General features: G+C 69.3%; 16 protein-coding genes. 5 read left to right on the top strand and 11 right to left on the bottom strand.

The features are described 5' to 3' along the window. Positions 1–6 precede the first annotated feature (6 nt). Genes rocD through ACJMK0_RS10685 form a run of 3 tightly spaced genes read left to right on the top strand, consistent with a single transcriptional unit; the run spans position 7 to position 2861 of the window. Entirely contained in the window at positions 7–1227 is a 1221-nt protein-coding gene (gene rocD, locus ACJMK0_RS10675) for an ornithine--oxo-acid transaminase (protein ID WP_405238223.1), read from the top strand. Between the two features lie 27 nt (positions 1228–1254). Next, positions 1255–2238 carry a hypothetical protein gene (locus ACJMK0_RS10680; RefSeq protein ID WP_405238225.1) on the top strand — a complete coding sequence of 328 codons (984 nt, stop codon included), beginning with the start codon at positions 1255–1257 and terminating at the stop codon, positions 2236–2238. Further along, the gene (locus tag ACJMK0_RS10685) at positions 2235–2861 is read left to right on the top strand and encodes a YbhB/YbcL family Raf kinase inhibitor-like protein (protein ID WP_405238227.1); all 627 of its coding nucleotides are present in this window, start codon (positions 2235–2237) and stop codon (positions 2859–2861) included. The genes ACJMK0_RS10680 and ACJMK0_RS10685 overlap by 4 nt, the downstream gene beginning before the upstream one ends. A 21-nt stretch (positions 2862–2882) precedes the next feature. On the opposite strand, the gene ACJMK0_RS10690 is transcribed toward ACJMK0_RS10685, so the two are convergent. From ACJMK0_RS10690 to ACJMK0_RS10735, 10 genes are all read right to left on the bottom strand, one after another. Beyond that, on the bottom strand, positions 2883–3350 hold the full coding sequence (locus ACJMK0_RS10690) for an energy transducer TonB family protein (protein WP_405238229.1): 468 nt from the start codon (positions 3348–3350) through the stop codon (positions 2883–2885). A 13-nt stretch (positions 3351–3363) separates the two neighbouring features. After that, a complete protein-coding gene (gene msrB, locus ACJMK0_RS10695; RefSeq protein ID WP_405238231.1) occupies positions 3364–3765 on the bottom strand; it encodes a peptide-methionine (R)-S-oxide reductase MsrB in 402 nt (133 codons plus the stop codon). A gap of 81 nt (positions 3766–3846) precedes the next feature. Then, positions 3847–5736: a molecular chaperone HtpG gene (gene htpG / locus ACJMK0_RS10700; protein WP_405238232.1), complete on the bottom strand. Its 1890-nt coding sequence runs from the start codon at positions 5734–5736 to the stop codon at positions 3847–3849. 125 nt (positions 5737–5861) lie between these two features. Next, positions 5862–6155 carry a hypothetical protein gene (locus ACJMK0_RS10705; protein ID WP_405238234.1) on the bottom strand — a complete coding sequence of 98 codons (294 nt, stop codon included), beginning with the start codon at positions 6153–6155 and terminating at the stop codon, positions 5862–5864. A 98-nt stretch (positions 6156–6253) separates the two neighbouring features. After that, on the bottom strand, positions 6254–6436 hold the full coding sequence (locus ACJMK0_RS10710; RefSeq protein ID WP_405238235.1) for a hypothetical protein: 183 nt from the start codon (positions 6434–6436) through the stop codon (positions 6254–6256). Between the two features lie 70 nt (positions 6437–6506). Then, a complete protein-coding gene (locus ACJMK0_RS10715; RefSeq protein WP_405238237.1) occupies positions 6507–6776 on the bottom strand; it encodes a hypothetical protein in 270 nt (89 codons plus the stop codon). Between the two features lie 215 nt (positions 6777–6991). Next, complete coding sequence (ppnN, locus tag ACJMK0_RS10720; protein ID WP_405238239.1) at positions 6992–8344, bottom strand: nucleotide 5'-monophosphate nucleosidase PpnN; 1353 nt, start codon at positions 8342–8344, stop codon at positions 6992–6994. A 43-nt stretch (positions 8345–8387) separates the two neighbouring features. After that, positions 8388–8936, bottom strand: a complete 549-nt coding sequence (locus tag ACJMK0_RS10725; RefSeq protein WP_405238241.1) for a L,D-transpeptidase family protein — start codon at positions 8934–8936, stop codon at positions 8388–8390. 109 nt (positions 8937–9045) lie between these two features. Then, complete coding sequence (locus ACJMK0_RS10730; protein WP_405238243.1) at positions 9046–9474, bottom strand: hypothetical protein; 429 nt, start codon at positions 9472–9474, stop codon at positions 9046–9048. Next, positions 9474–9950: an ester cyclase gene (locus ACJMK0_RS10735; RefSeq protein WP_405238245.1), complete on the bottom strand. Its 477-nt coding sequence runs from the start codon at positions 9948–9950 to the stop codon at positions 9474–9476. Before ACJMK0_RS10735 ends, ACJMK0_RS10730 begins: the two co-directional genes overlap by 1 nt. 195 nt (positions 9951–10145) lie before the next feature. Between ACJMK0_RS10735 and ACJMK0_RS10740 the strand changes: the two genes are divergently transcribed. Continuing rightward, on the top strand, positions 10146–11567 hold the full coding sequence (locus ACJMK0_RS10740) for a succinylglutamate desuccinylase/aspartoacylase family protein (RefSeq protein WP_405238247.1): 1422 nt from the start codon (positions 10146–10148) through the stop codon (positions 11565–11567). Here the strand turns inward: ACJMK0_RS10740 and htpX are convergent. Then, positions 11561–12445 (bottom strand): protease HtpX, encoded by an 885-nt coding sequence (htpX, locus tag ACJMK0_RS10745; RefSeq protein WP_405238249.1) that lies wholly within the window; start codon positions 12443–12445, stop codon positions 11561–11563. The genes ACJMK0_RS10740 and htpX overlap by 7 nt on opposite strands. A gap of 163 nt (positions 12446–12608) precedes the next feature. On the opposite strand from htpX, the gene ACJMK0_RS10750 reads away from it, so the two are divergent. Further along, on the top strand, positions 12609–13523 hold the full coding sequence (locus ACJMK0_RS10750; RefSeq protein ID WP_405238251.1) for an LpxL/LpxP family acyltransferase: 915 nt from the start codon (positions 12609–12611) through the stop codon (positions 13521–13523).

Here is a 13523-nt window from a genome sequence, read left to right on the forward strand (position 1 = left end):
CGCACAGTGTCCAACAAGCGCATCGAACTCGAAAACACCTACTGCGCGCAGAACTATCACCCCCTGCCCGTGGTGCTGAGCCGCGGCGAGGGCGTCTACGTCTGGGACGACGAGGGCCGCCGCTATCTCGACATGATGAGCGCGTACTCCGCGGTCAGTCACGGGCACGCGCATCCCCGCCTGATCCAGGCGCTCACCCGCCAGGCGGGCGAACTCAGCATCGTCTCCCGCGCCTTCCACACCGACAAGCTCGGGCCGTTCCTGAAGCGCATCTGCGAGCTGACCGGGCAGGACCGGGCGCTGCCGATGAACACCGGCGCCGAGGCGGTGGAGACCGCGCTGAAGGCGGCCCGCAAGTGGGCCTACACGGTCAAGGGCGTGGAGCGCGACAAGGCGGAGATCATCGCCTGCCGCAACAACTTCCACGGGCGCACCATCACCATCGTCGGCATGTCCAGCGAGGAGTCGTACCGGGAGGGCTTCGGCCCCTTCCCGCCCGGCTTCCGGCTGGTGGATTTCGGCGACGCGGAAGCGCTGGAGGCCTCCATCACGCCGAACACCGCCGCCTTCCTGGTGGAGCCCATGCAGGGCGAAGGCGGCATCGTGATACCGCCGCCCGGCTACCTGGCCGCCTGCAGGGAGATCTGCCGGCGCCATAACGTGCTGCTGATCTGCGACGAGATCCAGACCGGCCTCGGCCGCACCGGCCGCTTCCTCGCCTCCGAGCACGACGACGTGGTGCCGGACGGGCTCATACTCGGCAAGGCCCTGGGCGGCGGCATCCTGCCGGTGTCCATGTTCCTCGCCCGCCGCGACGTCATGGACGTGTTCCGGCCCGGCGACCACGGCAGCACCTTCGGCGGCAACCCGCTGGCCGCCGCCGTCGCGCTGGAAGCGCTGAACATCATCGTCGAGGAAGACCTGGCGGCGCGCAGCGAGGCGATGGGCGCCGTCCTGCTGGAAGGACTCCGGCGCATCGACAGCCCGCTGGTGCGGGACGTGCGCGGCCGCGGTCTGTTCGTCGGGCTGGAGATCGACCCGGACAAGGGCAGCGCCCGCGAGGTCGTGGAGCGCCTCATGCAGAAGGGGGTGCTCAGCAAGGAGACCCACGAGACCGTGGTGCGGCTGGCACCGCCGCTGTCCATCTCGAGGGAGCAGCTCGAGTGGGCGCTGGCGCGCATCGAGGAGGTACTGACCGACATGGAGCAACTGCGCAAGGCGTCGTGAGGCGCGCGCAGCAGGAGCAGCCAGAGCATGCCCGGTCCGCCCATCATGATCATCGGCCTGGCGCTGCTCTCGGCACTGGCCGGCGGATTGCTCGGGTGGTACCTGCATGCCGAGCGCCATCGCCGCCAGCGACTGACGACGGCCGCCACCTGGCAGGAGAAACTGCAGGCGGAGGAACTGGCCAAGGAACGCCTGCGCAAGCAGATACGCAGTCTCGCCGAGCGGCTGGACGCCGCGCGACGGGCAGACCGGGAGGCGCGCCAGCGCCTCGCGCGCACCGAGCAGGAACTCGCCGGGGCGGCGGCCACGGCGGACGAGGCATCAAGTGCGCTCACCGATTGCCGCGTGGCGCTGGCGGCGACCAATCGCAAGCGCGACGAACTGCATGCCCAGCTGCAGCGTCTGCTCACGCGCAGCCGGGAGATCATGGCGGCCTCCCGGGCGAAGGACGAGAAGATATTCACGCTGAGCCGGGAGCTCGAGAGCTGGCAGGAGCGTCTGCCGCCGCTGGTCTATCGCTTCCGCGAGAAGGCAGCGGAGGCCACCGCCGCCCACCGGGCGCTGGACATGGAGCGGGCCCGGGCGCGGGAGCTGGAAGACACACTGCGCACCCGCATCCTGCCGCTCACCGACCCGCCGCCCGGCGGCGACGGCAACGGCGGCCGCCGCCATGCCGGGGAAGACGGCGGCTACGGTGGCGATGGGGGCGATGGGGGCGACGGCGACAACGGCAGCGACAGAACGATGCCGGTCCATCGGCCCCGGGACGACCTCAAGCGCATCCGCGGCATCGGCCCGGTTCTCGAGCGCCTGCTGAACGATCTCGGCATCCACCGGCTGCAGCAGATCGCGCAGTTCGGCCCGGACGACGTCGAGCGGGTGCAGGCGGCCCTGAAGGACTTCCCGGACCGCATCGAGCGCGACCACTGGGTGGAGCAGGCACGCGCATTGATCTCAGAGTACCGGCCCGAGGCCGGTGAAACATCCTGGACACGGAGGACGGAAACATGAACCTGACGACGACGGCTTTCCGGGACGGCGAGCGCATCCCCGACGAGTTCTGCTTCGGCAACCCGGCGGACGAGGGTCACATGACCCTGGGTGCGAATCGCAACCCGGACTTCACCTGGGCGAATCTGCCGGAGGGCACCCGCTCGCTGGTGCTGCTCTGCGTCGACGTGGACGTGCCGAGCAAGGCCGACGACGTGAACCAGGAAGGACGCACCATCCCCGCCGACCTGCCACGGGTGGATTTCTATCACTGGGTGATGGTGGATATCCCGCCGGGCACCGATGGCATACCCGCGGGTTCCTGCTCCGACAGCGTTACGCCGAAAGGCAAGAAGGAGCCGGCCGGACCGGATGGTGCCCGCCAGGGACTGAACGACTACACGAGTTTCATGGCCGGCAATCCCGACATGGCGGGCGAATACTTCGGTTACGACGGGCCCTGCCCGCCGTGGAACGACGAGCTGCTCCATCACTACCACTTCGTGCTCTACGCGACGGACCTCGAGCGGGTGCCGGTCGAGGGGAAATTCACGGGCCAGGACGTGATGGCGGCGCTGGCAGGACACATCCTCGCCGAGTCCCGGGTGGTGGGAACCTACACGCTCAATCCGGACGTCGGCTGACGCCTCGTTTCGGCACGCGGATCAGCGCGCGGCATCCGGGCGGACGGTGAAATCCACGATCCGTATCCGGGTGCCGGGCTCGCCCGCCGGGTAGCGCTGGCCCAGCACCTCCGCCAGGGCGTCGTCCTCGTAGACGCCGGCGGGGGCGGCCCGGAGCACCCGGGCGTCCACCGGCCAGCCGCTGGCATCCACCTCGACTTCCACCTGCACAAAGCCCTGCCGCTCTCGCTCGGTTACGCCGGCGGGCGGCACCGGCTCCAGCATCGGCGGCGGCGCCTCCAGTTCCGGCAGGCGGCGGCGCGGCTCGCCCAGCAGCTCGGCGACGTCGAGGCTGTCGTAACCCACGAGCAGGTCGAGGGGATGCGCCTCCACGGCGATCTCGTCCTCGCCCGTCACCCGTTCGAAGCCGCCCCACAGCTGGACGGCCACCACCAGCATGGCGGCGACGACCACGCAGGCAGCGAGGAACGAGGCGAGGAAGCGCAGCACCGCTCAGCGCTCCTCAACGACCCTCGGGGTCTTCCCCGTCGAAGGACAGCGCACAGGAATTGATGCAGAAACGCAGCCCGGTGGGTTCGGGCCCGTCCGGGAACACGTGGCCGAGGTGGGCGCCGCAGGCGGCGCACAGCACCTCGTCGCGGACCATGCCGTGACTCGTATCCCGCTCGGTGCGGACCCGGTCGCCGGCCAGCGGCAGCCAGAAGCTCGGCCAGCCGGAACCGGAGTCGTATTTGTGTTCCGAGCTGAACAGCTCGGCCCCGCAGACCACGCAGGCATAGGTGCCGTCGTCCTTCTGGTTGACGTAGCGGCCGGCGAACGGCGGCTCCGTGGCGCCCTGCTGGGTCACCCGCCATGCCTCGTCGCCCAGTCGTTCGCGCAACTGGTCTTTCGTCTCTTCCGTCATTGCCTCGTTATCCTCCGTCGGTCGTCGGCCGGCGGCCGTTTGCCGATTGCCGTGGATCGATTCTAGCGCGTCGGGCCGGGTTCATTGCTCCCCGTCGCCGGCGAGCTCCAGCAGCAGCCGGTTCATGCGGCGCACGTAGGCGCCCGGATCCTCCAGCGAGCCGCCCTCGGCCAGGCGCGCCTGATCGACCAGCACCCTCGCCAGGTCCTCGAAGCGGCCCTCGTCGCTCTCGGCGGACAGGCGCTGCACCAGCGGATGGGACGGGTTGATCTCGAAGATGGGCTTCGTCTCCGGCAGCTTCTGCCCCGCCGCCTCCAGCAGATGGCGCATCTGGCGGCCGACGTCGTGCTCCGAGAGCACCAGGCAGGCGGGAGATTCCACCAGCCGGCGGCTGACCCGCACGGTCTCCACCTGGTCCTTCAGCAGACGCCGCAGCTTCTTCAGGAGCGGCTTCTGCTCCTCGTCCAGCGCCTCCTGTTCCGGACCGCTCTCACCGCCGGGGAGTTCCGCGCCGCCCCTGGCGACGTCGCTCAGCTTCGTACCCTTGTACTCGGGCAGCTGGCCGATCATCCATTCGTCCAGCCGGTCGTGCAGCAGCAGCACCTCGATGCCCCGTTCCCGGAACACCTCCAGCTGGGGCGCGGATCGCGCCTTCTCCAGGCGGTCCGCCACCAGGTAGTAGATGGCCTCCTGGTCGGTCTGCATGCGGCCGATGTAGTCGTCCAGCGACTGGTCCTGGGTGGTGCCTTCGCTGCGGGTCGTCACGAAGCGCAGCAGCGCGGCGATGCGTTCGGCGTTGCCGGGATCCTCGCCGATGCCCTCCTTCAGTACCTCGCCGAACTCGTCCCAGATCTTCTGATAGGTCTCCGGGTCGTCCGCGGCCGTCTTCTCAAGCAGCTCCAGGGCCCGGCGGCTCAGTGCGCTGCGCAGCGCGTCCAGTGTGGGATGAGACTGCAGCAGCTCGCGGGACACGTTCAGCGGCAGGTCGGCGGTGTCGATGACACCGCGGACGAAACACAGATACAGCGGCAGGAACTGCTCGGCGTCGTCCATGATGAATACCCGCTGCACGTACAGCTTGAGCCCCCGGGGCGACTCCCGGTTCCACAGGTCGAACGGGGCGCGGCCGGGGATGTAGAGCAGACTCGTGTACTGGCGCTTGCCCTCCACGTGGTTGTGCGACCAGGCCAGCGGGTCCGTCGGGTCGTGGGTGAGGTGTTTGTAGAACGCCCGGTATTCCTCGTCGCCGATCTCCGCACGGGGCCGCGTCCACAGGGCGGTGGCCGCATTCACCGTCTCCCTCTCGCCGTCGCCGTCGCCGTCGCCGGCGGGCATGGTGACCGGGAACGCGATGTGGTCGGAGTAACGGCGGATCAGGTGGCGCAGCCGCTCGGCCGCGGCGAACTCCTTCGCGTCGTCGCGCAGGTGCAGTACCACGCGGGTACCCCGCTCGGGCCGCTCGGCGGAGCCGATGCGGAATTCACCCTGACCGTCGGATTCCCAGTGGATGCCAGTGTCGGCCGGCTGGCCGGCCCGCCGGGTGTAGACCTCCACCCGGTCGGCGACGATGAACGAGGAGTAGAAGCCGACGCCGAACTGGCCGATCAAGCGCGAGTCCTTGCGCGTATCGCCGGTCAGCGACTGCAGGAATTCCGCCGTGCCGGACTTCGCGATGGTGCCGAGATTGGCGATCACCTCGTCCCGGTTCATGCCGATGCCGTTGTCGCTGACCGACACCGTGCCGGCCTCGGCATCGAAGTCCACGTCGATGCGCAGTTCGGGCTCATCCTCCATCAACGCCGGGTCGGCGAGCGCCTCGAAGCGCAGCTTGTCGGCGGCGTCGGAAGCGTTGGAGATCAGCTCGCGCAGGAAGATCTCCCGGTTGCTGTACAGCGAGTGGATCATCAGGTGAAGCAGCTGCTTCACCTCCGCCTGGAAACCGAGCGTCTCCGCGCTCCGGGTCTCTGCCATGTCGCCCTCCCCTGGGTGGAACCTGTACCGTGCCCGGATGCGGCACGACGGCGCGCCGCCGCTCTCCGGGCAGGTCGGAGTGTGGGGACGTTCGCGGTGTTTTCAACCCGCCGAGCGGGTGCGGCTCAGGAGTGGCGGGCGGTCCAGCGCGCCGCCGGCTGACGGGTCAGCCAGGACATCGCGACGACGAGGGCGGCGATCAGGGCAGCCACGAGGAAAGCACCGGCGACCAGCGGCAGGGTCGCTGCCGCGACGGCCAGGCCCACGCCGATGATGGCGCCCGCCAGGAGCGCGACCAGGCGCGCGAGGAGACGGCGGACCTGCTCCCACAGCAGCGGCACGGACCACACGAAGTCGTCCATCTCATCCAGATACTGCAGCAGCCGTTCCATGTTCTCTTCCGCCGAATCCCTCAGCAATCAACACATTCTAACGCTTTCTTCGTGTCAGCGGTGTGAATTGAACCATAAGACGTCAGCGCGGAGCCCAAGCCCGGCCGTCGGCGCCGCCGGGTGCCTCAGCGCACCCGTCTCAGGGCGGGGCGGCTGTCCCGGGGCGGATCCTCCGCCATGAGCATCGCAGTGCGATTGGCTTCCTTGGCGTAGGCGATGGCTTCGTGCACCCAGCGCCAGCGCTCACGGGTCTCTTCGGTCTTGAACAGCGCCAGTTGCTCTTCGGCGCCCGGTTTCGGTTTGGACATAGTTTTCGAGATCGAGGTGGGAAGAATCCGTCGTTCTTCTGTCAGTCGGTTCGTGCGGCCGGTGGCGGCGTCACGATTCGTCACGGTCACTGCGGTTGCGATCGCTCCAGTTCCGTTTCACTTCCTCCGCCCAGTTGCGGTAGCCCTTCCAGGTGTAGAGCGACGGGTCCAGCGCACCGCGGCTGCGCGGCCGGTCGCCGCGCCGTGAGAGCCATTTGCGGTAGGCGTCCCAGGGCTCGCCGTCGCGGCCGTCGTCCCGGTCGGCCGCGGACACCGTCTCGTCATGGTCCGCGTCCTCTTCCGGGCCCGCGGCCCAGCGGATGTCCTTGTCGTCAGGCATGGCTGATCCCACTCCCAGCAGATGGGCGAACATTACGCCGCCGGGGGTGCCGGAGCGAGGAACTGCATCACAATGAACAGCGTTAAAAAAGACAGATAAATCAGCGGGTTCAGCCACCCGATTTGACTTAACGGTCGGCGCCGGGCCCCGCGCTGCGGGCTTTTTGACTTAAGCGGGGCGATTACGGGAAAAGGCGGCTGCGCGCGGCAGGGGCGTCAGGCGACCACCTCGTAGCAGGGGCTGTAACTGCCGGACAGCTTCATGCGCCCCTGGGCCACGAAGGCGCGGAGCAGGTCGTCCAGCAGCGGCATGATCTTGCCGGAGGCCTCGATGCGGAAGGGCCCCCGCTCGTCGATCATCCGGATCGTGTCCTCCCTCACGTTGCCGGAGACGATCCCGGAGAAGGCCCGGCGCAGATTGACGGCCAGCTCGTCGGGCGCCTGCTCGGGATGCAGTGCCAGGGAAGCCATGGACTCGTGGCTCGCCCGGAAGGGCACCTGGAAGTCGTGGTCGATCTTCAGGCGCCAGTTGTAGTAGTAAGCATCGCTGTGGCGCTGGCGGAAATCGCGCACGTCGGTGAGTCCGGACTGGATCGTCCTGGCCACGGCCACCGGGTCGTCGACGATGATGCGGTAGCGCTGCTGCGCCGCCTCGCCCAGCGTGGCGCCGACGAACTCGTCGATGCGGCGGAAATAGTCCTCGCTGCCGGCCGGCCCGGTGAACACCAGCGGGAACGGCATGTCGGCATTGTCCGGGTGCAGCAGCACGCCGAGGATGAAGAGGATCTCCTCCGCCGTGCCCACGCCGCCGGGGAACACCACGAAACCGTGACCGACGCGCACGAACGCCTCGAGCCGCTTCTCCATGTCCGGCATGATCACCAGCTCGTTGACGATGGGGTTCGGCGACTCGGCGGCGATGATGCCGGGCTCCGTGATGCCGATGTAGCGGCCGTCGCGGATGCGTTGCTTGGAGTGGCCGATGGTCGCGCCCTTCATCGGCCCCTTCATCGCGCCCGGGCCGCAGCCGGTGCACACCTGCAGGCCGCGCAGGCCCAGCTCGTAGCCCACGGTCTTGGTGTAGTCGTATTCCTCCCGGCTGATGGCGTGGCCGCCCCAGCACACGATCACGTTCGTGTCGGCCGGCGCCCGCACGATGCGGGCATTGCGCAGCACGTGGAAGACGGCGTTGGTGATGGAGTCCGAACGGGCGAGATCGAACTGCCCGCCTTCGCGCAGCTCGTTGTCCACGAACACCACGTCGCGCAGCACGGAGAACAGCAGCTCGCGGATGCCCCGGATCATGCGGCCGTCCACGAAGGCGGATTCGGGGGCGTTGCGCAGCGCGAGTCGCACGCCGCGGTCCTGCTGGATGATGCCCACCTCGAAATCCCGGTAGCGGGCCAGCAGCTCCCGGGTGTCGTCCGTCATGGAACCGGAGGTGAGCACCGCGAGCGCGCAGCGCCGCAGCAGCGCGTAGAGGCCGCCCTCGCCGCGGTTGCGCAGCCGGTTCACCTCCTCCTGTGACAGGAGTTCGAGGCTGCCCTCCGGAGAGACTTCGATGTCCATGCTGTTCGCCTGTCGGGGGTGCGCGCCAGCGGACGCGCCGGGTTCAGGGGCGGATCTCGATCGGCGTGTTCTCGCGGGTCATCAGCCAGATGTCCACCATGGCGGCATTGGACACCGCGATGCAGCCGTCGGTCCAGTCGCCGGAGCGATAGAACTCCGGGGTATAGCGGGGCTCGTTGGGGTAGCCGTGGATCATGATCTGGCCGCCCGGGTCCACGCCGAGCCGCCGCGCCCGCTCCCGGTCCCGCGCGTTCGGGTAGGAGATGCGGATGGAGAGGAAGAAATCGCTGTTCTCGTTGCGCAGGTCGAGATAGTACAGGCCCTCCGGCGTGCGCGAATCGCCCTCCTCCTGCTTGTGGCCCTCCGGCTCCATGCCGAGGAAGATCTCGTAGCTGGCGAGGATCCGCTCGCCCTTCAGCAGGTGGAGCTTGCGATCGGATTTCTCCACCACCACCTTGTCGGCGACCTCGAGCGTGGCTTCGGCCCCGCCCGGCGCCACTACGGCCAGCGCGGCGAACGCTAGTGACGCCAGCGGCGCGAGCGCCGCCCGCCGTCTGCGTCCCGGCCCGTGCCTATTCGTCCCGCCTGCCATGCTCTTTCCTCTCGTCCCGCTCATCGTCAGCGCTTGTCGTCACCGCTTTCCGGGGTCCCCGAGCGCGAAGATTATGCTAATGCCGGCGCCGGCAACAGACAAACCCGTCTCATTCCCGCCGTCGCCGCCCGCCCGGTGCCCGGCGCTCCCCGTCCAGATTGCGGCCGATGATCCAGCCGATGGCGAACCCGATCGCCCCTGCGCCCGTCGTGTAATACGGCAGGAAGCGGAACAGGAGTTCCGGCGTGCGGGCGCGGCTCGCCATGCCGCCCCAGTCCAGCATCAGCCCGAGGTGCAGGTAGAGAGAGAGCCCCAGCGCCGGAACGGCGAAACCGAGGACCCCCAGCAGCCAGCGCCGGTCCGCCTCGCGCCAGCGCCAGCCGGCGCGCGCCAGGGCGTAGAGCAGCAGGCCGAGCGTGAGGGCCGGGGGCAGCAGATTCGGCACCGCGTGGGGGCCGTAGTCCTCCGCCTCCAGAATCACGAGCGCTGCCGCCGCGAGCAGGACGACGGGCGGCACGAGCGACCAGTGGCCGAACATCAGCCGCCGCCCCGACCCGCGGCGATGCCCTTCACCCGGCGGCTCAGCCCGAGCATGTCCAGTTGCTGCCGGCTCTCGACGACCCGGCCGTCCTCGATCCGGTCGAGCAGGAGGCCCTCGAAGCTCACCCGGGCGCCGGTCGGCGGCGTCGCATCGAAGACGCCCTCGTGCGTGCCGGTGAAGCGTATCCGGGTGGCCACCCGACCGTCCTCGGCGATCTGCTCCAGCACTTCCAGCTCGAGGTCGGGGAAGGCGCCGTGCAGGCCGCGCCCGATCGAGGAGAGCACCTCGCGGGCATGGCGGGAACCGTTCACGGTGGCACCGGGCGCGAAGTATCGGTCCCAGTCCTCCCAGCGACCCTCGATCATGAGGGTCTGCAGATAGCCGCGGACGAGGGCCTTGTCGTCGGCGCCGGTATTGCAGCCGGCGAACAGCGGTAGCAGGAGCAGCGGCAGGATGTGCAGGGCACGGCGCATGGCGGGCGGCCTCCGGGCGGCGGCAATGGCATCAATGATAGGAAGAGCGAAATCCGGCATATCGAGAACAGGTCACAGATTCGCTGTCGGTTTCCGTATAGTTTACGTAACCTTGCGGGCGGCGGCTCCGCTGGAGGGAACCCCGGGCGGCCGCGCCTGCCGAAGCAGAGAGGCGTAGCTCGCCGGATGTCGACCATGGGTATCAAGATGGACAACAGGCGTACCGCAGCCACCACCGCCGCCGCCATGGCGACGGCGGCCGTGCTGTCGCTGGCCATCGCAGGCGTCGCCGTCGCCGGCCCGGGTATAGGCCCGGGTATAGGCGCCACCGAAGAGGTGGTGGACAACCCGGAGGACGCCCGCGAACAGCATGACGACAGCGAGCCCGAGCCGGCTGTCGCACGGGAGCGGCCGCAGGCCGAGCGCCCCCTGACCACGCTCGAGCCGGTGGAGTGGGGCCAGGCCCGGGAGTCCGACGCGGAGGCGCTGGAGTTACTCGGCAGCACGGTGCCTCCCGCGAGCTATCAGCGTCTGTCCTGGTCGGCGACGGAGCTGTTCGAGGGCATCCCGGTGGACACGCCGGTGCTGGTGATGAACGGCCGCTATCCCGGCCCGGTGCTGTGCCTCACCGCGGCGGTGCACGGAGACGAGCTGAACGGCATCGAGATCGTGCGCCGGGTGCTCCACGACCTGGACCCGCAGAAGCTCTCCGGCGCGGTCATCGGCGTGCCCATCGTGAACCTGCAGGCGTTCCGCCGCGGCTCGCGCTACCTGCCGGACCGCCGGGACCTGAACCGCTATTTCCCCGGCAACCCGGCCGGCAGCGCCGCCTCGCGGATCGCCCACTCGTTCTTCAACAGCATCGTGCGCCACTGCGACGCCCTGGTGGACCTGCACACCGGCTCCTTCGACCGGGCGAATCTGCCGCAGCTGCGCGCCGACCTGCGCGATCCGGGCGTGGTCACACTGACCCAGGGCTTCGGCGCCACGGTGATCATCAACAGCATCCCGGCGGACGGCACGCTGCGTCAGGCGGCCACGGACGCGGGCATCCCAACGGTGACGCTGGAGGCCGGCGGGCCTTCCCGTCTGGAGACCGAAGAAGTCAGCCACGGCGTGAAGGGCATCGAGACCCTGCTGAATACGCTCGGCATGGTGCGCAAGGTGAGTCTGTGGGGCGACCCGGAACCCGTCTACTACCGCTCCACCTGGGTACGCGCCAACCGGGGCGGGATCCTGTTGTCCGAGGTGGACCTGGGCCGGCGGGTGAGCGCCGGCGACCTGCTCGGCACCATCACCGATCCCATCACCAACGCCAGGACCAACATCTATGCGCCGACGGACGGCCGGGTGATCGGCATGGCGCTGAATCAGGTGGTCATGCCCGGCTACGCCGCCTTCCATATCGGGCTGCCGCGGCCCGAGCCGAAGACCGCCGAGGCCGCGCCGGCGGAAGCCGGCGGCAGCCTCGGCGACGAGGAAGACGCCGAGCCGGCGGCGGAGCAGCCGGCCGAGGAGGCGTCAGTGGCAGCCACCGAGTCCCGCGACGACGTCGACGCCGGCGAAGACTCTGCCGGCGAGGCCGACGCCCCGGGCACCGGGGCGGGCGATCAGTAGCCGCTCGCCTTCAGTGCGTTGATGCGCTCCTCCAGCGGCGGGTGCGTCATGAACAGCTTCTTCAGCCCGTGCGCCCCCAGACCGGCGATGCCGAAGGCCGACAGCTGCTTCGGCAGCTCGCTCGGCTCGTAGGTCGCGCGCAGCTTCTCGAGCGCGGCCACCATCTTCTCCCGGCCGGCCAGCTCGGCGCCGCCCGCGTCCGCGCGGAATTCGCGCCGCCGCGAGAACCAGTGCACGATGATGGTCGCGAGGATGCCGAAGATGATCTGAGCCACCAGGCTGGTGAGGAAGAAGCCGATGCCGGCGCCCTGCTCGTTGCGGAACACGACCCGGTCCACGAAGAAACCGACCACCCGCGAGAGGAAGATGACGAAGGTGTTCAGCACGCCCTGCAGCAGCGTCATAGTCACCATGTCGCCGTTGGCGACGTGGGAGACCTCGTGGGCGAGCACGGCCTCGGCCTCCGCCTGATTCATATTGCGCAGCAGGCCGGTGCTGACGGCGACCAGCGCCTTGTTGCGGCTCATGCCGGTGGCGAACGCGTTCACCTCGGGCGCGTCGTAGATCGCGACGTCCGGCACGCCGATGCCGGCACGGCCGGCCTGATTCTGCACGGTTGCGAGCAGCCAGGACTCGGTGGCATTGGACGGCTGCGTGATGACCTTCGCGCCGGTGGTCCAGAGCGCCACCTTCTTCGAGATGGCGAGAGAGATGAACGAGCCGGCAAAGCCGATGACCGCCGAGAAGATCAGCAGCGAGGTCAGGTTCAGCCCGCCTGTCTCCGAGACGATGCTCTCCAGACCGAAGACCCGGAATACGATGCTGATGACGGCCAGCACCGCGACGTTGGTCGCCACGAACAACAGGATTCTCTTCATATGCACTACTCCTGGCAGTACGAGCCCAATGCTCTGCAGACCCCTGCAGAACGATCGATAATGGGTCCGCCGGCGGCCGATTCAAGCGCCGGAGCCCGAGTATGACCCGCCGGCGGCGCTACAATTCCACAGTAATGTCCTTCGCCGCACCGAGTTTTTCCCGATGAACGACGCCGGCACCCGGTCCGCGGCAGGCGAGTCGCGCGGCCGCGAGGCCCTGATCCGGGCGGCACTCGCACTGCAGCGCGCCCTGGTGCTGCTGCCGTGGCGCGCACAGCGGCTGCTGGGGCGCGGCCTCGGCGCGGCCGCCTTCCGCCTCGCCGGGCGCCGGCGCCGCATCGCGGCCCGCAACCTGGAACTCTGCTTCCCCGAGCTCACCGCCGACGCGCGGCAGCAATTGCTGCGCCGTCACTTCCGCTCGCTCGGCATCGGCCTGATGGAGCTCGGCATGGCCTGGTGGGCGAGCGACCGGCGCCTGCGCGCCATGGCCACGCTGGAGGGCCTGGAGCATCTCGAGGCCGCCCGTGCCGCCGGTCGGCCGGTCATCCTGATCGCCGGCCATTTCACCACCATGGACCTGGCCTGCCGGCTGCTGGGTCTCGCCGTCGACTACGACGGCATCCAGCGGCCCTTCGGCTACCCGGCCCTCGACCGGCAGCTCACCCGCGGCCGGCTGCGGGCCGTCGGCACCGTCTATTCGAAATTCGACCTGCGCGGCATCCTGGATGCGCTGGCACGGGGCCGTACGCTGTGGATGGCCGTGGACCAGGCCCAGACGAGCAGCCGGCCGGTGCTGGCGTCGTTCTTCGGGCTGCCGGCGCCGACCACCGGCAGCCCCGCCCGGCTCGCCGCCCGCAGCGGTGCCGCGGTGCTGCCGGTAGCGGGACGACGGGAACCGGACGGGCACTACCGGATCACCGTGGAGCCCGCGCTGGAGGACTTCCCCGGCGGCGACGAGGTGGCCGACGCGGCGCGGCTGAACGCCGTGGTGGAGCGCCAGGCCCGTGCGGCCCCCGATCAGTACTACTGGATCCACCGCCGTTTCAAGGGCGACCCCGCCCACTACGACGACGTCTGA

The organism is Lentisalinibacter orientalis (genome assembly GCF_040706535.1).
In the GTDB taxonomy this organism is placed as follows: Bacteria; Pseudomonadota; Gammaproteobacteria; order Steroidobacterales; family Woeseiaceae; genus Lentisalinibacter; species Lentisalinibacter orientalis.

Bases quoted from the DNA above. Each gene is read 5' to 3' on its own strand.
- ACJMK0_RS10680 (WP_405238225.1), top strand. From the start codon at position 1,255: ATGCCCGGTCCGCCCATCATGATCATCGGCCTGGCGCTGCTCTCGGCA.
- ACJMK0_RS10685 (WP_405238227.1), top strand. From the start codon at position 2,235: ATGAACCTGACGACGACGGCTTTCCGGGACGGCGAGCGCATCCCCGAC.
- msrB (WP_405238231.1), bottom strand. From the start codon at position 3,765: ATGACGGAAGAGACGAAAGACCAGTTGCGCGAACGACTGGGCGACGAG.
- htpG (WP_405238232.1), bottom strand. From the start codon at position 5,736: ATGGCAGAGACCCGGAGCGCGGAGACGCTCGGTTTCCAGGCGGAGGTG.
- ACJMK0_RS10710 (WP_405238235.1), bottom strand. From the start codon at position 6,436: ATGTCCAAACCGAAACCGGGCGCCGAAGAGCAACTGGCGCTGTTCAAG.
- ACJMK0_RS10715 (WP_405238237.1), bottom strand. From the start codon at position 6,776: ATGCCTGACGACAAGGACATCCGCTGGGCCGCGGGCCCGGAAGAGGAC.
- ppnN (WP_405238239.1), bottom strand. From the start codon at position 8,344: ATGGACATCGAAGTCTCTCCGGAGGGCAGCCTCGAACTCCTGTCACAG.
- ACJMK0_RS10725 (WP_405238241.1), bottom strand. From the start codon at position 8,936: ATGGCAGGCGGGACGAATAGGCACGGGCCGGGACGCAGACGGCGGGCG.
- ACJMK0_RS10730 (WP_405238243.1), bottom strand. From the start codon at position 9,474: ATGTTCGGCCACTGGTCGCTCGTGCCGCCCGTCGTCCTGCTCGCGGCG.
- ACJMK0_RS10735 (WP_405238245.1), bottom strand. From the start codon at position 9,950: ATGCGCCGTGCCCTGCACATCCTGCCGCTGCTCCTGCTACCGCTGTTC.
- ACJMK0_RS10740 (WP_405238247.1), top strand. From the start codon at position 10,146: ATGGGTATCAAGATGGACAACAGGCGTACCGCAGCCACCACCGCCGCC.
- htpX (WP_405238249.1), bottom strand. From the start codon at position 12,445: ATGAAGAGAATCCTGTTGTTCGTGGCGACCAACGTCGCGGTGCTGGCC.
- ACJMK0_RS10750 (WP_405238251.1), top strand. From the start codon at position 12,609: ATGAACGACGCCGGCACCCGGTCCGCGGCAGGCGAGTCGCGCGGCCGC.